The sequence below is a fragment of the Kitasatospora sp. NPDC101183 genome (assembly GCF_044767945.1).
GTDB lineage: Bacteria > Actinomycetota > Actinomycetes > Streptomycetales > Streptomycetaceae > Kitasatospora.
The window spans coordinates 49,832-68,194 of the sequence record NZ_JBIWOW010000003.1 but is presented as its reverse complement, the minus strand read 5'-3'; the positions used below and the strand labels follow the sequence as shown (position 1 = coordinate 68,194).

At 65.9% G+C, this 18,363-nt stretch carries 18 protein-coding genes and 1 pseudogene; 8 read left to right on the top strand and 11 right to left on the bottom strand.

Translation table 11 applies throughout. The features are described from left to right. Positions 1–24: 24 nt before the first annotated feature. From ACIRRS_RS04355 to ACIRRS_RS04335, 5 genes are all read right to left on the bottom strand, one after another. Positions 25–285 carry an acyl carrier protein gene (locus tag ACIRRS_RS04355; RefSeq protein ID WP_402964816.1) on the bottom strand — a complete coding sequence of 87 codons (261 nt, stop codon included), beginning with the start codon at positions 283–285 and terminating at the stop codon, positions 25–27. Then, on the bottom strand, positions 282–1,769 hold the full coding sequence (locus tag ACIRRS_RS04350; protein WP_402964813.1) for an amino acid adenylation domain-containing protein: 1,488 nt from the start codon (positions 1,767–1,769) through the stop codon (positions 282–284). The genes ACIRRS_RS04355 and ACIRRS_RS04350 overlap by 4 nt, the downstream gene beginning before the upstream one ends. Then, positions 1,766–2,908 carry an acyl-CoA dehydrogenase family protein gene (locus ACIRRS_RS04345; protein WP_402964810.1) on the bottom strand — a complete coding sequence of 381 codons (1,143 nt, stop codon included), beginning with the start codon at positions 2,906–2,908 and terminating at the stop codon, positions 1,766–1,768. The genes ACIRRS_RS04350 and ACIRRS_RS04345 overlap by 4 nt, the downstream gene beginning before the upstream one ends. Positions 2,909–3,064: 156 nt before the next feature. After that, the gene (locus ACIRRS_RS04340) at positions 3,065–4,408 is read right to left on the bottom strand and encodes an NAD(P)/FAD-dependent oxidoreductase (protein ID WP_402964808.1); all 1,344 of its coding nucleotides are present in this window, start codon (positions 4,406–4,408) and stop codon (positions 3,065–3,067) included. A gap of 238 nt (positions 4,409–4,646) precedes the next feature. Then, positions 4,647–5,912: an MFS transporter gene (locus ACIRRS_RS04335; protein WP_402964805.1), complete on the bottom strand. Its 1,266-nt coding sequence runs from the start codon at positions 5,910–5,912 to the stop codon at positions 4,647–4,649. 316 nt (positions 5,913–6,228) lie between these two features. Between ACIRRS_RS04335 and ACIRRS_RS04330 the strand changes: the two genes are divergently transcribed. Together ACIRRS_RS04330 and ACIRRS_RS04325 are read left to right on the top strand one after the other, a co-directional pair. Then, on the top strand, positions 6,229–6,819 hold the full coding sequence (locus tag ACIRRS_RS04330) for an ArsR/SmtB family transcription factor (protein ID WP_402964802.1): 591 nt from the start codon (positions 6,229–6,231) through the stop codon (positions 6,817–6,819). A gap of 691 nt (positions 6,820–7,510) precedes the next feature. Beyond that, positions 7,511–9,145, top strand: coding sequence for an IS1182 family transposase (locus ACIRRS_RS04325; RefSeq protein ID WP_402964800.1), 1,635 nt, complete (start codon positions 7,511–7,513; stop codon positions 9,143–9,145). Between the two features lie 211 nt (positions 9,146–9,356). On the opposite strand, the gene ACIRRS_RS04320 is transcribed toward ACIRRS_RS04325, so the two are convergent. The 4 genes and pseudogenes from ACIRRS_RS04320 to ACIRRS_RS04305 form a co-directional block, all read right to left on the bottom strand. Further along, complete coding sequence (locus ACIRRS_RS04320; RefSeq protein WP_402965497.1) at positions 9,357–9,521, bottom strand: hypothetical protein; 165 nt, start codon at positions 9,519–9,521, stop codon at positions 9,357–9,359. Positions 9,522–9,654: 133 nt separating this feature from the next. After that, positions 9,655–9,960 (bottom strand): annotated as a pseudogene (locus ACIRRS_RS04315) (IS3 family transposase); the annotation flags it as partial. Next, entirely contained in the window at positions 9,938–10,246 is a 309-nt protein-coding gene (locus ACIRRS_RS04310) for a transposase (RefSeq protein ID WP_402964797.1), read from the bottom strand. The pseudogene ACIRRS_RS04315 and the gene ACIRRS_RS04310, both read right to left, overlap by 23 nt. A 287-nt stretch (positions 10,247–10,533) precedes the next feature. Next, a complete protein-coding gene (locus ACIRRS_RS04305) occupies positions 10,534–11,400 on the bottom strand; it encodes a BTAD domain-containing putative transcriptional regulator (protein WP_402964794.1) in 867 nt (288 codons plus the stop codon). 583 nt (positions 11,401–11,983) lie between these two features. On the opposite strand from ACIRRS_RS04305, the gene ACIRRS_RS04300 reads away from it, so the two are divergent. The 4 genes from ACIRRS_RS04300 to ACIRRS_RS04285 are packed head-to-tail and all read left to right on the top strand — an operon-like array spanning position 11,984 to position 15,105. Then, the gene (locus ACIRRS_RS04300; protein WP_402964792.1) at positions 11,984–12,226 is read left to right on the top strand and encodes a hypothetical protein; all 243 of its coding nucleotides are present in this window, start codon (positions 11,984–11,986) and stop codon (positions 12,224–12,226) included. 10 nt (positions 12,227–12,236) lie between these two features. Further along, positions 12,237–12,755, top strand: a complete 519-nt coding sequence (locus ACIRRS_RS04295; protein WP_402964789.1) for a hypothetical protein — start codon at positions 12,237–12,239, stop codon at positions 12,753–12,755. Positions 12,756–12,778: 23 nt separating this feature from the next. Beyond that, complete coding sequence (locus ACIRRS_RS04290) at positions 12,779–13,885, top strand: MAB_1171c family putative transporter (protein WP_402964786.1); 1,107 nt, start codon at positions 12,779–12,781, stop codon at positions 13,883–13,885. A 2-nt stretch (positions 13,886–13,887) separates the two neighbouring features. After that, positions 13,888–15,105 (top strand): amidohydrolase family protein, encoded by a 1,218-nt coding sequence (locus tag ACIRRS_RS04285; protein WP_402964783.1) that lies wholly within the window; start codon positions 13,888–13,890, stop codon positions 15,103–15,105. A gap of 124 nt (positions 15,106–15,229) precedes the next feature. Here the strand turns inward: ACIRRS_RS04285 and ACIRRS_RS04280 are convergent, their stop codons facing one another. Further along, the gene (locus ACIRRS_RS04280) at positions 15,230–15,937 is read right to left on the bottom strand and encodes a transposase (RefSeq protein ID WP_402964781.1); all 708 of its coding nucleotides are present in this window, start codon (positions 15,935–15,937) and stop codon (positions 15,230–15,232) included. Beyond that, the gene (locus ACIRRS_RS04275; RefSeq protein WP_402964778.1) at positions 15,909–16,466 is read right to left on the bottom strand and encodes a transposase; all 558 of its coding nucleotides are present in this window, start codon (positions 16,464–16,466) and stop codon (positions 15,909–15,911) included. Before ACIRRS_RS04275 ends, ACIRRS_RS04280 begins: the two co-directional genes overlap by 29 nt. An 802-nt stretch (positions 16,467–17,268) precedes the next feature. Between ACIRRS_RS04275 and ACIRRS_RS04270 the strand changes: the two genes are divergently transcribed. After that, a complete protein-coding gene (locus ACIRRS_RS04270; RefSeq protein ID WP_402964775.1) occupies positions 17,269–17,775 on the top strand; it encodes a hypothetical protein in 507 nt (168 codons plus the stop codon). Further along, positions 17,763–18,353, top strand: coding sequence for a site-specific integrase (locus ACIRRS_RS04265; protein ID WP_402964773.1), 591 nt, complete (start codon positions 17,763–17,765; stop codon positions 18,351–18,353). The genes ACIRRS_RS04270 and ACIRRS_RS04265 overlap by 13 nt, the downstream gene beginning before the upstream one ends. Positions 18,354–18,363 lie beyond the last annotated feature (10 nt).

The window sequence follows — 18,363 nt, the reverse complement described above, 5'->3', positions numbered from 1 at the left end:
GACTGCTGAGTCACGGCGAGTCGGTCAGTGCACGACGAGCGCAGCAATCTTGCGCACATTGCGAAAGTTCGTCCCGCTGATCTGTGTCATGGGGATGTCCGTGGACAACTCCCTGCGGATGAACGCAAGCAGCACGACGATCCGCATCGAGTCGATGACGCCCCATTCCAGGAGCGGCGCATCCTCGTCCAGTTCGCGATCGGGATCTCCGGAAAGGAACGTCTCCCGGATGAACTCAATGAGTTTGTCCTTGACGACCTGCTCCGAAAGGTGTGCGTCAGTCATCGCAGTTTCTCCTTCGTAGCGCTGTCCGCCCTGGCCGCAAGGGCCGTGCGGTCGATCTTCCCGTTACTGGTGCGAGGGAGTGCGGGAACGTGGTGGACGATGTCCGGGATCATGTAGCGGGGCAGCCGTTCTGCGACGTGCCGCTTGAGGGACAGCACTCCCGGCGCCGCCCCACCTCTGGTGGCCACGAAGACGTCGAGGTGACGCGAGAGCCCTGCACCTGCCACGACGGCGGCGGCCTCCAGAACCTCCGGGTGCTGGGCGATGGTGGCCTCCACCTCGCCCAGCTCCACCCGGTGGCCACGCAGCTTCACCAGACCGTCCTGCCGGCCGAGGTAGTCGAAGGAGCCGTCCGGAAGCACGCGCACGAGGTCTCCTGTGCGATACGGGCCGGTGAGTGGGGGGCGGCCCCAATAGCCCGGCATGACAGTCGGCCCCGTGACAAGGAGTTCGCCCTCCTCCCCGACTCCGGCTGTCTGTCCGTTGTCGGTCACAGCCCAGACGGTGTTGCCGGAGCTGGCCTTCCCGATCGGCGGAGGCCGGTCCATTTCGAGCGTGGCGGTAGTCACCTCATGAAAGGTGCACACATTCGTCTCGGTCGGTCCGTACAGGTTCAGTAGGCGCGCCCCGGTCCACGCGGCCAGTTCACGCACCGTGGGGATCGGACAGGGCTCGCCGGCGAACAACACCGCGCGCAGGCAGGACGGAGCACGGTCGTCCAGCAGGCCGCCCTCGCGGATCATCAGCGACAGGGCAGAGGGCACCGAGTACCAGATACTGATCCCGCGTTCGCGCAGGAAGCGGGTCAGGTGCTCCGGGGCATAGCTGAGTTCCGTGGGCACCAGATGCACCGAAGCTCCGGCGGCAAAGGCGCCGTAGAGGTCAAGGACCGAGAGGTCGAATCCGAAAGGTGCGTGGTTGGCGAACCGGTCCTCCGGCAGCGCTGCCAGCTCCGTGACCCACCAGTCCACGAACGCCCGCGCGTTGCCGTGGGTAACTCGCACCCCTTTGGGTCGCCCCGTTGATCCTGACGTGTAGAGGACATAGGCGAGGTCCTCCGCCGCGCTCGGGTAGTCGAAAGGGCCTGCCGGGGCAGCGAAGTCGCCCCCGAGCACGAGGCTTTCGGGACACCCGCGCTCAGCGGGGGTCAGGCGAGATACGTTCTCGGGGTCGATGCACACGGCCGCCGGCAAGCAGTCTCGCACGATTGCGGCCACCCGGGCCGGGGGGGTGCTGCCGTCGACGGGTACATAGACGGCGCCGAGACGGAGGACGGCCTGCATTGCCGCAACACACTCCGCGGACTTGCTCGCCCACACCACGACCCGGTCTCCGACGCCGACGTGCTGGGCGGCCAGACGTCCTGCGAGCTCGTTGGCGCGCCGGCTCAGCTCGCGGTAGGTCACCGTGGCGTCCGGGCCGCTGACCGCGACCCGCTCGGGATGGCGGGCAGCCGCTTCCAGTACCAATCGGTGCAGGCTCACAGCCCGGCCTCCCTGGCGATGATCTCGCTCTGGATCTCGGTTGTCCCAGAGAAGAGGGTTGCCGGGATGCTGTCGCGCAGCTGCGCCTCGATGCCGCCGCCGCACAGGTAACCCGCCCCACCGAAGATCTGTACGGCGTCCAGGGAGTTGGCCACCGCTGCTTCGGACACGGCCGTCTTGGACAGGGCGATGGAGGTCTCATCGTGCCGTTCGTGGTCCAGGAGCCAACAGGCGCGGTAGAGCAGCAGCCTGGCGCCCTCCAGTCGCAAGCGCATGCGCGCGACGCGGTGCGAGACCGCCTGGTACTTGCCGATCTCCCTGCCGAACTGCCGCCGAACGCCGGCATGTTCCGTGCACTGCCGCAACTGCCGTTCCAGTAAGCCAAGATAGATCGCAGGCAGGCAGGAACGCTCCCATCTCATGGAATGCTGGAACACGGGGCTTCCCTGCCCCTCGTCGCCCAGGCGGTATCGCTCCGGGACCGAGCATGCATCGAACCGCACCTCACCCGCCGGGCATCCCCACAACCCCATCTTGGGAAGCGGGTCGCCCACCGCGACCCCTGGCAGCTCGCGGGGCACGGCGAAGGCGCTGATCCCGAGAAAGCCCGCCCGCTTGTCGGTCGTCGCGTAGCTGACAAAGACGTCGGCCAGCGGGGCGTTGCTGGCGAAGGTCTTCACGCCGTCCACAACATACGCTTCGCCGTCAACCGTCGCCGTCGTGTCCAGCCGGCCCACATCCGAGCCGGCACCAGCCTCGGTCATGGCGTTCGCCGCGATCAGCGTGCCGTCAACCATGCCCGGCAGGAGCTGGTCTCGGGTCTCCGGGGTGGCGAAGGCTGCAACCGGCACGCCGCAGGCCAGCAGGTGCGCCGCGACTCCGAAGGCCAGCCCGGTGTCCGGACAATGTTCGCCGAACGCTTCCAGGCACAGTGCCGTGTCCAGCGCCCCCAAACCGTCGCCACCGTGGCTGACCGGCAGGCACAGGCCAGTCAGTCCCAGTTCAGCCGCCCTGGCCCAGTCGGCGCGGTCGAAGTGGTCGTCGGGCCCGGCCCGAAGCCGCCCGGGGGAAAGCGTCCGCACGCCCTCGGCGATCGCATCCCGACGCTTTCGCTGGGCGGCGGTGAGGTCGAAGTCCATGGGCGTCACCGCTCCTTCCGGCTTGTTGTGGTGTCGGCGGAGGGCCCGCCTACGGGTTCCCGCTGCTGGTGCCTCGCGGTTGCGCCTGATGCGCACCGACAGGCCCGGGTGGCCGGTTCGGTCACCCGAACTCCCGGAAGCTGCCGGGCGCAGGGTTCAGAACGACGGAGGGTTCATGGCGCGGATGGTGCCCAGGTACGGATGCCACAGGTGGTCCGGATTGGACTCCACCTCCTGCACAATCTCGCGCATCGCGGTCAGCGCCTTTGGCTCGTCCTCGTCGTAGAAGTCGCCCTGGAGCATCTTGAGGACATCGAGCCGGTAGCGGGGGTCCTGCACGAACGCCGTGAAGAGCACGTTCAGCCGGTAGTAGATGGAGATGAACTCGTACCAGTTGCGGGCCGCCCGCCGCAGCTTCGTCTCGAACGCGGCGAACCGGGGGCGGGAGAAGTCCCCTGCCTCGCTGGCGGCCATAATGTCCTTGGCCGCTAGGCGCGCGCTGTTCAGCGCGACGCTCACGCCGCTGGAGAAGATCGGATCCACGAAACGGGCGGCGTCCCCCACCATGACGAAGCGGTCACCGCAGATCTGCTTCATGGCATAGCTGTAGTCGCCCTCGGTCTTGAACTCCCGCAGGCGCTTCGCCTCCCGGAGACCGTCCCTCAGGTCTGGACGGCTGGAGACGAAGTCCCAGAAGAACTCCTCCCGATCATCCTTGGCCGCCGCGAACCGTTCCTTCTGGGTGACCACGCCCACGCTGGTGATGGTGTCGTCGATCGGGATCTGCCAGACCCAGGAGTCCTCGATGGGCAGGAAGTGGACGTGGATGTAGTCCTCGGTCCCGGTGTTGACCGCCATCTTCGTACGGTCGAGTCCTTCGAACCAGGTGTGGATTGCGTACTGGTTGAAGACCGGGTCCGGGACCTTGAGTTTGAGCTGGCGGCCGAGGACCGTATGCCGCCCGGAGGCGTCGACGACCATGCGGGTGGTGAAGTCGACGCTGCGCGGGCCCAGTCGGCAGTGCAGCGTGACCAGTTTCGGATCGGAGTCGAAATCCGCCCTGAGGACCCGGGCCCCGGAGAAGACGTCGGCGCCCAGGCTCTCAGCGTGCTTGAGGAGAATGAGGTCGAACTTGGCCCGATCGACATGGTAGGTGTAGTCCCGGTCGACCTCTGGCTGGTCGAGTTCCACGAACATGACCTCTGCGGCCCAACCGTGGTCCAGGCCGGTGAAGCCGTTCCTCGGGAGGTCGCGGCTCTCGGCCGATGTCCAGGCCGCGCCGTATTTCTTGGGAAACCCCGCGTTGTCGATGTCGTTCATGACGCCGATCTCGGTCAGCACCGGCGTGGTTGCGGGCACCAGCGATTCGCCGACGTGTGGCCGCGGAAAGAGCTCGCTCTCGAAGACCGCCACGCGCAGGCCAGCGGATGCCAGGTAGGACGCGGTGGTCGAGCCCGCCGGTCCGCCACCGATGACCGCAACATCGAAGTCAGCTTCCACGTGCTCCCCCTTGGGTGTTGCACAACCGAAGTTCTCGGACCGGAGAAAGCCTGACGCAAACAGCTAACACCGAGCTAAGCAACGGCCAAGCCCAGAGCCGACGGGGTGCAGAGCGTGACCGGCGTCGGGTTCGCCATGGTGCATGACGTCCTGTCACCAACCTGACGTAGTCGCACACTTCCCGTCGACAGGTCCCCGCGGCCGTCGCTGCCGTACGCACGGCAGTGGCGGCCGCTCCTCACGTCACGATGTCGGCCCGCTTATCGTCGAACTGGGCCGGGGCCAACTCCGCTCGCCGGATGGCCGAGGACGTCAGCACGATGCCTGATCCCACCAGGCCGAGCGCCGAGCAAATGAGGAACACCGAGGAAGTACCGATCGCGACTGCCGTACTTCCGAACGCGGGGATAGTGAAGGGCGCAACACCAAAACCCACCAAGGTGCCGAGAGACATGATCCTTCCCAACATGGCCGGCTCGGTGCCAGCCTGCACGAACGCCAGGGCCAAAGCGCCGTTCAACCCCAACAGCCCTCCCGTGACAGCGCTCGCCACCACGGCCACGGGCAGCGCGCCGACCCAGGCAAAGCAGCCGATCCCCAGAGAACCCGCGATCATCGTGCCGCAGTACACCGCGCCCGGCCTGGGCAACTTTGCCCACCAGGTAAGCAGCAGGCCGCTCGCGCCCGCCCCAGCCCCGAAGCCCCCAATGATCCAGCCGGCGCCGGAAACTCCCCAGTGCCGGTCATCGGCCAGCAAGAGGAAGCCGACATTGAGGGGACCGACGGTGGCGATCTCCACCAGCGCGATCGACACCAGCACCGCACCGACGAGACGCCGGGAGCGGGCGTAGGCGAAGCCTTCCATGAGGTCCCGCCACAGCTCGCCGCGCGAATACCCGCTCTCCTCGTCGCCACCGCGCACAGGCAGGGTGTGGACGAACACCAACAGGAGGAGGGAGAGGGCCAGCAGCGCCCCCACCGCGCCGAAGACCGCGGCAGGTCCGCCGAGCCCCATTGCCAGACCAGCGAGTGGGGGACCCGTGACGGCACCCAGCCTCATGGTGACGCCGCGCATGCCCTGAAGACGAACCAACTGGTCGGGACCGGTGATCAGAGCGGGGAGCGCACCGACCGACGGCATGAAGAACGCGTCTACGACCCCGTACAGGATCGCGACGGCCAGCAGGAGCCACAATGTCGGTGAGGTGAGGACCAGACCTGCCGCGAAGGTAAGGATCATTACGCAGCGGACGGTGTCGCTGACGATGACCACACGTCGGGCTCCGAAGCGGTCGGCGCTCGCCCCGCCGACCAACATGAGCAGGACCCGTGGCGCCGCGCCGGCGGCCACCACCCATCCGACCTGGGCAGGGCCGGCGATTTCCTTGGCAGTCCAGCCAAGTGCCAGGAAGTACGCACTGTTGGCGACGCAAGAGAGGGCGTACGCGAGTAGCCAGCGAAGGACGTTGGGATCACGGTGAGCTGGTCCAATGACGTTCCGCAATTTGGTATCTCCTAGGCATCCCGGATCGGAGCTGGCCGTCGCTGACGTGGTGAGGTGCGCAATCGGGAGATCGAGGTCGTCTCACACCCGACAGGCAGTCAACTGACCTACCCAGAAATCAAGTTCGCCGCACGACGATACATCTAGCAAAACCACTTTGCATAGGCTCTTTGCAACACCTCGTGCCAGTGCCTCAGCATCCGCGCCAAAGCGGCCGTCTGGGGGACCGACCCTGGATCGGGACCACCCCGGCAGCGGGGCGCCCTCCCGAGTCCCACGCTTGGCGCCGGGGCCGGTGTCCTTGTAATGTCGATGCATGTCCCGTCACGACCACCGGGTCCAACGACTCGACCCGCAGTCCCTGTTGGGCATCGCGCACCCGCTACGCATGCGACTGCTGAGTTCGCTGCGCGAACACGGTCCGGCGACTGCCTCCCAACTCGCTGGGCGGCTAGGGGAGTCAAGCGGGGCGACGAGCTACCATCTGCGCCAGCTCGCCGCGTTTGGTTTCGTCGAGGACGACCCCGATCGGGGTACGGGTCGCGAACGGTGGTGGCGGTCCGCGTATGACAGCACCCTGGTGGACGACACCAGCGGGATGCTGGACCACGCGGACCCGCGGGTGCGCGGCGCATTCCACCTATACCAGCAGGAGGTCGCCGCTTACCACGCTCTGGAACAGGCGAACTTTCTCGGTTCGTTCCTAGAGTGGCCCGCAGCGTGGCGTGAGGCGTCCGAGCTCAGTGACTTCACACTGCACCTCACGGCACGGCAGGCACGAGAGCTGGTCGAACGGCTTCACTCAGTGATCGCGGAATACCGTGACGCCGCGCAAGGGAAGGACGGGTCTCAGCCCTTCCGTGTCCATCTGCATGCATTCCCGCATCCGCCAGCGCCGCCGGAGTAAGCGAGTCGATGGCGCAACGCGATTAATCCAGCTCGCTGTTGGCACCGAGCCAACCCAGAACCACACCTTAAATGTGGCTCACTCCCGAGCGGAGGACCAGTCCATAGAGCATTGTCGACGACGGGTAAAAAACTGATTCTGAATCACTTTCCGTGCTGGGGCCACGGAGCGTCATCGGAACCGCGATCATGAACGGTCGTGGCTGACGATTTCCTCCAAGACCTCTGGCTTCACCGGACCTGCGACGTCACGGTCAACACCCAGACCATCCGGGCCGACCGCATCACCGTCCACGCCGCCACGACCGGTGGCCTCATGCCGCGAGGAGGACGCGTTTGCGAAGGAGGTCGAAGCTGAGCTTTCCCCGCTGTGCGGGAGGTGCTGATTAGGCGGCCAGAAGGGGTTGACGGGGTTTCGGGTTCACTTGTTCGGTCGTCGCTTGGTTGGCGTAGTGCTTCTCCTCGTACTCGATGGGGCTGAGGTAGCCGAGTCGCTTCTGGATGCGGCGGGGGTTGTAGAAGCCGCCGAGGACCCTGTTGCCCAATTGGGTGAACCCTTCGCGATCTCGCACCTGACGTGTTCTGGACAGAAGGATTGCTGTTCAGCGGTCTGATCCAGGGTGCGTCGTTCGGCCGCGGGACGGGGTGGAGTGGTGTCGATGGGGCTGGGATCAGGGGCAGAGGTTCCCGAGGTGACACGGCAGGTGGCCCTTGTTGCCTTCCCCAAGGGCTGCGTGGCGATGAGGGTCAGGGACGAGCTCGGCCCGCTGTTCGAAGACGAGGTGTTCAGGTCCGCCTTCGGTGTCCGGGGCCGTCCTGGTGTCTCGCCGGGACAGTTGGTGCTGGTCTGCGTCCTGCAGTTCGTCGAGAACCTGACCGATCGCCAGGCTGCTCACGCCACACGCGCAAGGATCGACTGGAAGTACCTCCTCGGCGTCGAGCTGTCGGACCCGGGGTTCGACTTCACCGTGCTGACCGGGTTCCGCGACCGGCTCCTGGCGCACGGGCTGGTGGAGAAGGTCCTGGACCTTCTGCTGCAGCGACTGATGGAGCTGGGGCTGGCCGCCCCCGGAGGTCGACAGCGCACCGACTCCACTCATGTCCTGTCCGCAGTACGGGACCTGAACCGTCTGGAGTTCGTGGGAGAGACACTGCGGGCGGCTTTGGAGGCGATCGCGGTCGCCGCGCCGGCGTGGCTGAGGACGTGGATGGACCCGTCCTGGCAGGAACGCTATCGGGCGCGGGTGGATGCCTACCGACGGCCCGGAGCCCAGGAGAAGCGACGAGTTGGCGCGGCAGATCGCCACCGACGGATACCTCCTGCACGAGGCCGTCACCTCCGCCACGGCCCCGGGCTGGCTGCGGGAGATCCCCGCCGTCGCAACCCCCTGCGGGCGGTGTGGTTGCAGCAGTTCAAGCGCACGGTCATCGACGGAGTGCGGGAGGTGGCCTGGCGGGGGAAGGACGGTCTCCCGCCCAGCAGAGCCAGGATCACCTCCCCTTACGACGTCGATTCCCGCTATGCCATGAAGCGCGGGTCCGGCTGGGACGGCTACAAGGTCCACCTCAGCGAGACCTGCAACGACCCCGGCGAGGTCGGGCGCCCGCACGTGATCACCACCGTCCTCACCACCGATGCCACAGTCGGCGACGCGGTGGTCATCGAGCAGATTCACGATCGCCTCGACGACAAGGGCCTGCTGCCGTCCGAGCACCTCCTGGACTCCGGCTACGTCTCCGCCGAGCTCCTGCTGACCTCGCCGGTTGAACGTGGTGTCGAAGTCATCGGTCCGGTGAGGCCGAACAGCACACGCCAGGCCGTCGAGGCCGCCGGCTACGGCAAGACGTCCTTCAGCATCGACTGGGACGCCCGGCAGGCGACCTGCCCGAGCGGCGCCAACAGCAGGTACTGGAGCGAGGGTTACGACAACAACAGCCGTCCGGCGGTCCGGATCCGCTTCGCCACCCAGACGTGCGCGCCGTGCCCGGCCCGCGACCAGTGCACCCGCTCGCCCCAGTACGGCCGGCAGCTCACCGTCCGCCCCCAGGACCAGGACATCCTCCTCGAACGCGTCCGGGCCGAGCAGGCCACCGAGGACTGGAAGGCCCGCTACGCGGCCCGCGCGGGAGTGGAAGGAACCATCCACCAGGCCGTCGCCACCACGGGAGCGCGCCGCACCCGCTACACCAGCCTGGCAAAGACACGTCTGTCCCACATCTTCATGGCCACCGCCATCAACCTGATCCGACTCGACGCTTGGTGGAACGGAAGTCCACTCGCACCGACGCGCACTTCCCATCTCGCAGCCCTCGACCTCGCCACATGAGATCAATTGGGCAACAGGGTCCGCCGAGGTACTCGAAGAGCGCGAGGTTCGCGTCGGCCCGGGTGTCGAAGACGCGGCCGCGGACGCACTCGGTCTTGACCACCATCCACAGGTTCTCCGCGAGGGCGTTGTCGTATGAATCTCCGACCGACCTCATGGAAGCCTCAACTCTGGTCCGCAGGAGGCGTGTTGTGATCTTGATGGACGTGTATTAACAGCCGTTATCCGCATGGTGGACGAGCTGGCCCGGGGTGACTTCGCGACTGGCCAGGGCGTACTCCAGCGAGGTGAGGACCAGGTCGGCGTCCGCGCGGGCGGAGGTCTCCCAGGCCACGACCCGCCAGGAGAAGGCGTCCCGGATCGCCGACAGCCACAAGGGCCCATCGACGGTGGGGACCATGGTTAGGCAGCCTGTTCGGCGCCTGGGCGGTGAAGTTGCGGTTCACCAGGTCCGAGGCCAGGGTGGCCGTTGGGTCGCGGCGGGTAAAGCCCTTGCCTCGTTTGCGGGGGCTGATCCCGGTGAGGTCGGCTTCGCGCATCAGGCGTCCGGCCCTCTTGCGGCCGACGTGAACGCCCTCGCGCTTGAGGGTGGCGTGGACGCGTGGTGAGCCGTAGATCCCGCCGGAGTCGGCGTGGATCCGCGTGATCTCCTCGGTCAGCTCCGCGTCGCGGCGCCGCCGCTCGCACGGCTCCCGCTCGGCGCGCCGCCACCGGTAGTAGGTGGAGGAGGCGATGCCGAGTTCCCGGAGTACGCACTCGACCCAAGGTGAGGATGCCCGTCGAGGAGCGCCGTCACCTGATCCGGGTCGGGTCAAGTTGCGCCACGAAAAACGCCGACGCCGTCCGCAGGACCTCGTTCGCCCGCTTGAGCTGGACGTTCTCCCTGCGCAGGGCGGCCAGTTCCTCGCGCTCAGCGGTGGTGAGCCGGTCGTCGCGCTCGCCGGCGTCCGCCTCGGCCTGGCGGATCCAGCTGCGCAGGGCCACGGGATGGACACCGAGATCCTCAGCCATCCGGCGGATGACGGGCTTCGGGTCGGCGACGCGATACATCCGCACCGCACACTCACGCGATTCCTGCGGGTACTTCTTCGGGGCGGCCATGGCCACGGGTCCTCTCATGAGACCCATCTGAACCGCTGTCACCATCTCCCGCGTCCCGGGGAAGCTCAGTCCGGCGCCCCACGCCTTGGAAGGTCTCCCACAGTCCATCTGGCACAAGCCGTTCAGCTATCCCCTGCCCCAGACAACGAACCACAGCCAACCACACGGCTTCCGTGACCTCACCAGGACACCAACAGAGATCAAAATTGGGCTTGCCGAACCGATGAGCTGCCTACTCGTTGCGAGAAGTTGCTCCAGACCCACGATTCACCCCTCGCTGGCAGCCGTCACCCGTGCCGCTGCGGATGTCCAGTGCCCCGCTCTGCTTCGATAGGTGCAGAGAACATGCCTAACACGTTGGGGAATAGTGCGCTCGTTACTGCAACACCAGGCTCGGCCGCAAGGATTGCAGCATGGAGACGCTGCAAGTCGGGTGCTGGCTCGATTCCTAGCATATCGACGAGAATCCGCCGTGAGGTCTGGTAGGTCTCCAAGGCATCAGCGCGACGTCCCGACTGATACAAGGCCAGCATCAAATAGCCGCGTAGCTTCTCGCGAGTCGGATGGTCGACGAGCGCCATTTCCAGCTCGCCGATGATTTCACGGTGACGCCCCGTGGCCAACTGTAGCTCGAGGTACTCCTCATACGCGCACCACCGCTGCTCGTTCAGCCAGGTTGCCCGCGCCTGCATGTACCTGCTGGTCAGGCCGTACAGCGCCGGCCCCTGCCAGACCTGAAACGCCTCCAGGTATGCCGCTGCCGCATCGTCGTGTCGCTTGCGCTTCTGAGCGCTGTGAGCGCTATCCCGCAGCGCTTTAAAAGTCTCGAAGTCGAGGGAACGGTCCGCGATCTTCAGTGAATAGCCAGCAGCGCGGGTCTCTATCAGGGCGTTGTGGCCCAGCCGAGCGAAAGCGCGCCGAAGCATGGAGACGCATGCCTGGACCTGTTTGCGCGCTGTCGACGGAGCATCGTCCCAGATCGCCTCGATGAGGTAGTCGACGCTGACAACATTGGGGGCATGAAGAAGGAGGGCCGCCAGGACGGCCTGCTGCCGGGGGGACTGGAACTCCACTTCTTCTTCGCCGACAAGAACTCCGACGGGACCGAGCACGCGGAAGCGTAAGCGCCCGGCCGTAAGACTGTTGTCTGTCACAGTGCGCGTCCTCCGGCTGTGGGTGAGCTGGCGGGTTGCTCAGGTTGCCCGAGGAGACGGGCAACCCAGGTACGGAGTACTACGGGTAAAACCAGCCGACAGGCACTGGATGCAAGGGGACCTCCGCACTGCGATAGCCCAGTCATCCCCAACGGTCGAACAGAGCCATATGGGCAACTCCTGGCCCCCGTTCACCTCCCACGCGCTGTCGCACTATCCCCAGGAGCCCCCACTCGCAAGGTGTCCAAAATATTGGCATCTTGTTGACGGTGGGTCAAGTACGCTTGTCTGATAGCTAGTTGCACGCCAGCAAGGAGACGGTTCGCGACTCAAGGTGACTAGATCAGGACAGGAGAGCACAGTCATGGTCACAGGTGGACAAGGCGACGGGCAGTCACTGGCCCAGCGGCTGAACGCACTGTTCGCGATGGTGCGATGGGTCGACGGCCATGGTCGGCAACGCGAGTACTCAACTGCAGAAGTAGCCAGAGCGGTTACGGCGGATCCATCTCACCCGGCCACGCTGTCTCGGAGTTACCTCGCCATGCTACGTAACGGATCACACGCGAATCCGACCCTCAGCATGCTGGAGGGACTGGCGAAGTTCTTCGACGACCGTCGCGGTCCGGGGATGCCACCGATCACCGTCCGATCACTGGTCGTCGGAGAGGACCCCGCAGACGAGCTCCTGCGACAGCAGCTGGCCAGTCATCAGGTGCGGATGATCGCCATGCGGGCGGGTGCCATGACACCCGCGATGCGCGAGCAGTTGCTCAAGATGATGGAGATCTTCGATCCATCCGAGCCGGCCAACCCCGGGGAGTGAGGAGACAGTCATGCCCGTGAGTGAGCGCAGACTCCGCCGTTATTGTCGCCAGCTGCTGCGAAGGCTTGACATCCAGCCGCCATTTCAGGTGGAAGATCTATGCCAAAAACTCGGTGAATTTCGAGGAAAGCCGATCCAACTAATCCCGTGGGAGCTACCGATGCCAGGGCCATTCGGAATCTGGATGTCCAGGCCAAGCGAGGATAATATCTTCTACCAGAAAGAGACAACCCGACTCCATCAAGATCATATCATCCTGCATGAAATCGGACACATTCTCTCGGAGCATGCCGACGGCAGTATCGGCGGCAGGATCCCAGATCTCGGCCCCGACTTCCCTCGCGACCTGCTCAGTAGAGGATTCCGTCGAACCTGTTACACCGAGGACTACGAGCGCGAGGCCGAGCTCATTGCCACGATCATCCAAGAATGGGCGGTGGTCGTCGGATCCGTAGCCGACAGAACGCTGGAAAGATCTGCGGTGAGCGCATTGCATTCCGCACTGAACCCGCGCTGGGGGTGGACGTAATCTTTCAGGAGCCGGTGACTTTCATGTTGATCATCGGGGCAATCTGGAAGTTCCTCGATCTGATGCGCGCACCGCATGACAAGGTATTGCGAATATTGGTCAGCTGCCTGGCTCTCCTGGCCGCCGGTGAGATCCTCAGCTTCCCCGAGATCAGCAGCATGATCGACCGCTCAACGGCGACCGGCGTCACCAAGGTCGCATTCAACGGGCTTTACATGTCTGGCCTGGCCGCGCTCACCGTCTTCTTTCTCTCCGCTGTGCCCGGTGATCTGGCGCTTCGCAGGCGACAAATCAGCTTCAACATCAGCCTCCTAGGCGGCGTCGTACTCCTCCTCGCAGCCCTTGTACTGGCGACACCGGAGTCCATGCGCGGGCACAGCCTGAGTACCCCCTACATGGCGCGGCCCACCATCTCACTGTTCTATCTCGCGGGAAACTCCTACTTCATCTACGCCTATCTGGCATCGGGCATACTGGCACTGCGATTCGCCCGCATGGCAGGTCCACATCTCGCAGCCGGACTCAGGGTGATGACGCTGGGCCTGTTGGGAATGACAGTCGCCTCCACCGGGCGGATGATTTTGGTCTGCTTGCGGATCGAAGAACCCGGATCACATCAGGCATTCAACCAACTGAACTGGTCGACGGGCGACTGGTCGATGGGGCTCGTAATGGTCGGCATCAGCTATTCGGCCAGCGTCCAGCTATTCACCTATCTGCGGTCAGTGGTTCACCACCGCCGTATGTACCGTGAGCTCACTCCGCTCTGGGTGGCGCTCTCTGACGCATTCCCGGAACTCGTCCTTCATGAAGCCCCAACTGGTTCCGGGCGTCGCCGGTGGTGGGTCCGCCGGGCCCACGAGCGGTTCTACCGCCGGCTCGTCGAATGCCGCGACGGGCTCGTGCGTTTGAGCCCTTACCTGGTGCAGGTTGCGCCCACTGCAGACCTGGCTCGTTTACCGGCCGATCAGCTCGCCCGGTACATCGCCGAGGCTCTCGCGTTGAAACCGACCAGTGAGAACGTCGACAACTCCTATCCCGCCGCGCGTATCGCCCTCCCGGCTGCGGACGACCTTCACTCCGATGCCGGAGAGCTCATTGCCATTTCCCGAGCCTATACAAAGAAGTGACTATGAACCAGCTGCTGATCACCGCTGACCGGGTCATCACCGGACCTGGCGGCCAAACCGTCGAGAACGGTGCAGTGCTCATCGACTCGGGCGTCATCCGCGCAGTCGGCACGGCAAACGAGCTGGAATCGTTCGCAAGTGCGAAGATAGAACGGCTACGGTGTCCGGGGGCCACCGTAGTGCCCGGCCTCATCGACTGCCATGTCCACCTCGCGTTCGATGCCGGGCCGGATCCCGTCCGTGCGGTGGCCGAAGCCGATCCAGACAACTTGCTCGCTGCCATGGCAGAACGGGCCGGGCAGATGCTGGCGGCTGGCGTGACGACGGTGCGGGATCTCGGCGACCTTGACGCGCTGACCGTGACGCTGCGCGAGGCGGTCGAGGCCGGAAAAGCGGCCGGCCCGACCATCCTCGCCGCCACCGCCCCGCTGACTGTCTCGGGAGGCCACTGCTGGTTCCTGGGTGGAGAGGTCACCACCGATGACGAGATCCGGGAGCGGATCGCCCACAACGCCACGGCCGGGGCCGACCTCATCAAGGTGATGGCCTCCGGCGGCGCGCTGACACCCGGGGGGCCTCGCATGTGGGAGTCGCAGTTCACCCTCGAACAGCTGCGCCTCGTGGTCAAGGAAGCAGCCCGCCACGGCCTCGGGGTGGCCGCTCACGCGCACGGAACCGACGCCATCGCCGACTGCGTGCGAGCAGGCGTCCGAACACTCGAGCACTGTTCCTGGCGCACCGCCGAAGGGGTGGTTTACGATCCGCAGATCACGCGTCGAATGGTCGAGGGGGACGTGGCCGTCTGCCGCTGCGTCTCGGGAGACTGGCGGTTGTTCCTTCAGCAGATGGGTCCGGAGCGGGCGGAGGCCATGATCGGGGCGATCCGCGACATGCGGGCCGCCGGTGTCAGGTTCATCGCCGGTACGGATGCCGGTGTGCCCGGGGCCCGGTTCGGTGATTTCGTCGGCATGCTCGAGTTCTTTGCCTCCCTCGGCTTCAGCAACGCCGAAGTCATCGACATGGCCACCACGAACGCCGCCCACGCGCTCGGGCTGAGTGACACCGGTCGGCTCGCTCCCGGCCTGCGCGCCGACCTCATCGCCGTTGACGGAGACCCTCTGACAGACCTCTCTGCCCTACGGCGGGTACGACACGTCTTCACTTCAGCAGGCTGTCGGCCGCTTTCTCAGCGCGGGCCCAGGAGCCACCCGGAACAGTAGTGAGCGGCACCGACAGCATCGCAGACCCGCCCGCCGCACATGCCGAGCGGGTTTGCGATGCTGTCGGTGCCTCAGTTGACTCCACCATCCGGGTCTGACACGAAAATAAGGTGAACCGCGCAGGTCAGGCCGCTGCGATCGGTTCGAAGCGGACGGTCAGTCCGAGGCTGTTCGCTTCCTTGGTCATGCGGCGCATGGCGCGTTCAGGGTCGCGTTTCGCGAAGTAGTCAGCGCCAAGGTCGCGGTAGGGCTTCTGGCCGTGCAGCACGTGCCAGATCGCGATGGCGAGCTTGTGCATGTCGACGATCAGGGCCCGCCTACCACGTCTTCGGGCGGAGATACGGCGGAAGAAAGCGGAGAGGTAGGAGTCCTTGTCTCTGACCGCGGCCATCACGGCGGTCCCGAGCAGGCGTTTGAGGTTGCTGTTGCCGGGGCGGGTCCGTCCGGACTTGTTCACGCCGGTCGGCTCGTTCTGCCCAGGGCAGACGCCGATCCAGGAGGCCGAGTGTTGGGCGGAAGCGAACTGGGTCATGTCACCGCCGGTCTCGGCGAGGATGACCTCGACCGCAAGCCATCCGCTCCCCGGGATGGTGTCGCGGTTGGCCAGATCCCGCTCCCGAGTGGCCAGCATGGTGGCGATCCGCGCGTCGAAGACCTCGACAATGCTCTTGAGCCGGTCGATCTCATCGAGGTAGTGCCGAACCATGAATGCGTGGCTGGGTGAACTCCCCATCCAGCGCCTCGATGGGGCCTGGATCTTGTTGCGCGCCTTGCCGCGGGCCAGGTCGGCCAGACGCTCGGGATCACGCGATGAGCGCTTCCAGGATGGCACGAGCGGTGACGCCGACGATGTTGCTCAGGATCGACGAGAACTTCATCCCGGTGTCCTCAAGCTCCTTCTCCAACCACTGGGCCTCCCAGCCTGCTGCCCTGGCGATCTCGGTCCGACGGCGGGTCAGGTCTCGTAGCTCGCGGATCTCCCGCTCCGGGACGAAGGAACCCAGGGCCATCCCGGACGCGCCGGCCCGGGCGAGGAACGCCGTGTCGTTCGGGTCGGTCTTGCGGCCCTTGATTCCCTTGAGGTGAGCAGGGTTGACGAGCACCAGCTTCAACTCTGGCTGGAGCACGTAGTAGACCGAACGCCAGTAGTCCGAGGTCGCCTCCATCACGACCACCTCCACACGGGCCTCCAGAAGCCAGGCCAGCAGACGCCGGATCTCAGCCCGGGTGGTGCCGAACCGTTCGGTCTCCAGACTCCAGCTCCCCTGGCGCGTCGGGCTCGGAACGCGGGTACAGGCGAGCAGGAACCGATTGCCCAGATCCAATCCCGCCGAGCGCAGATGGATGACCTCGTCCTTCACATCCTGCCGGGCCTTGACTACTCCCTCCCTCGCTACACTGTCCCCGCAGCGGGCACCCCGGAGGGATCAGGGAAGAGCGGAGTCTGACACGTGTGCTCCGGGCAGCACCAAGGCTGCCGGGCATCAAACCGTGGTCCCCTGATCGACCCCCATTGCCATCCTGTACGACGAGCTCGTTGGCATCGCAGACCCATCGGCTGACCGGGACGCCCGAATCGACTTTCCTGTCTCCGAGGTGATCAGCGCAGCGCTTTCCGGCGTCCCTGTACGGTCTTCGACTCTGACTCGTAATCGGTGGTAGCGCTGCGTAGTGATCACTGGAGGAGGATGCGGTGACGTAGCAGAGGAAGACACCCGCCGAACCGGACGCCCGCGAGTGCATCGCACAGCGCCCACGCAGCGACGCGGCCTCGAGCGCGAGCACCGTAGGCAGAAATGTGCGCGGTTCGCGGCCCGGCTGCTCGGGGAGTTGATCGGCGGCATCCTCGGGTGTCGGCAACAGGCACAGCATCCGGCGTATCGGCGTATCGGCGTATCGGCGTATCGGCGTATCGGCGTATCGGCGTATCGGCGTATCGGCGAGCAGCCCACTTCGTCCGCCCCGACAGCGCAACCCCCACCTCACCGGGAGCTCTGTGTCAAGGTGCCGACAGCCAAGGAGACTTCGCGCTTCCCTTCCACCCGACAGCCGTCACGACGCGGCCCCGACCCGACGTTCGCGTGCCTGCGCGCCCTGCCAAGCGGCAAGAATGAGACACGGCGGTGCGACGTGACACCGCAACAGTTCTGGAGGTACGGATCCGTGACCCGCTACAGCGCCGACCCCGAACGGCACGAGCTGATCGCGACCTGGGGAACCGGCGAGGGAGATCTCGCCGCCCGTATCGCCGCCTTCTCCACCGGGGCCGGCACCTCCGCACTCCTGGGCCTGGCCCGCGCGCCCACTCACCTCTCCGAAGCCGCGTGGCGCACCTACACCCATCCGGCCAGTGCCGCCGCGTCCACGGAGCCGGGCTCCGAGGGCTGGCGCCGCGCGGAGGAACGCAAGGCGTTCGACGAGGTCCCCGATGCCATCACCCGGCCCAACCCTCCCCAGGACGGCATGCTCGACGTCGAATACAGCCCCCTGGCCGAATCCGCCCACCAAGCCGGCCGCGCCCTGCACGCCACCGGAAACGCGGACCTCACCGACGCTGTCCTCGCCGAGCGGCAGCCGAGCGCCTGTGCTGGACCGCGGTGCAGGCGGCAGCGTTCCTGCGTCACAACGAGCTGTACTACCGCGACCAGGTTGCCGACGTGTTCGAGGTGATGCTGGGAACCGGGATGCGGCGCGGGGAGGTGTTGGGGCTGCACTGGGAGGACGTCCACTTCATGGAGCGCAAGATCTTCGTCCGCTGGACCCTGGCCACCATCGACAACAACGAACTGCACTTGTGCGCGCCGAAGACCAAGGCGAGCCGGAACTGGGTCAGCGTCAATCCACGGGTCCTGGCTGCGTTGCAGCGCCAGGCCGACCACCAGCAGTCTCTGCTGCCTGCGGGAGCCCCGTTGCGTGGCCTGGTCTTCGCGGGCGTCGACGGAGCCCCGCTGCGCCCGCAGTACGTCCTGGACCAGTTGCGGAGCCGCCAGGCCGAGGCCGGGCTGCCGCAGATCACGATTCACGATCTGCGGCACACGGTGGCGACCATCATGATCACCTCCGGGGTGTCCATCGCGATCGTGTCGAAGGCGCTGCGTCATTCGACCATCGCGACGATCATCAACATCTACGGGCACCTGCTCAAGCACGCGGCCGACGACGCGGTCAACGCGCTCGCCCATGCCTACGAACTGGCCGCCACGGACCTTGAGGACTGGCCCGGTTTCCAGCCCCGCCACGCTGCTTGACCCGCCCGGG

Coding starts and splice junctions, on each gene's coding strand:
- ACIRRS_RS04355 (WP_402964816.1), bottom strand. CDS start 285: ATGACTGACGCACACCTTTCGGAGCAGGTCGTCAAGGACAAACTCATT.
- ACIRRS_RS04345 (WP_402964810.1), bottom strand. CDS start 2,908: ATGGACTTCGACCTCACCGCCGCCCAGCGAAAGCGTCGGGATGCGATC.
- ACIRRS_RS04330 (WP_402964802.1), top strand. CDS start 6,229: ATGTCCCGTCACGACCACCGGGTCCAACGACTCGACCCGCAGTCCCTG.
- ACIRRS_RS04310 (WP_402964797.1), bottom strand. CDS start 10,246: ATGGCCGCCCCGAAGAAGTACCCGCAGGAATCGCGTGAGTGTGCGGTG.
- ACIRRS_RS04300 (WP_402964792.1), top strand. CDS start 11,984: ATGCTGGAGGGACTGGCGAAGTTCTTCGACGACCGTCGCGGTCCGGGG.
- ACIRRS_RS04295 (WP_402964789.1), top strand. CDS start 12,237: ATGCCCGTGAGTGAGCGCAGACTCCGCCGTTATTGTCGCCAGCTGCTG.
- ACIRRS_RS04290 (WP_402964786.1), top strand. CDS start 12,779: ATGTTGATCATCGGGGCAATCTGGAAGTTCCTCGATCTGATGCGCGCA.
- ACIRRS_RS04285 (WP_402964783.1), top strand. CDS start 13,888: ATGAACCAGCTGCTGATCACCGCTGACCGGGTCATCACCGGACCTGGC.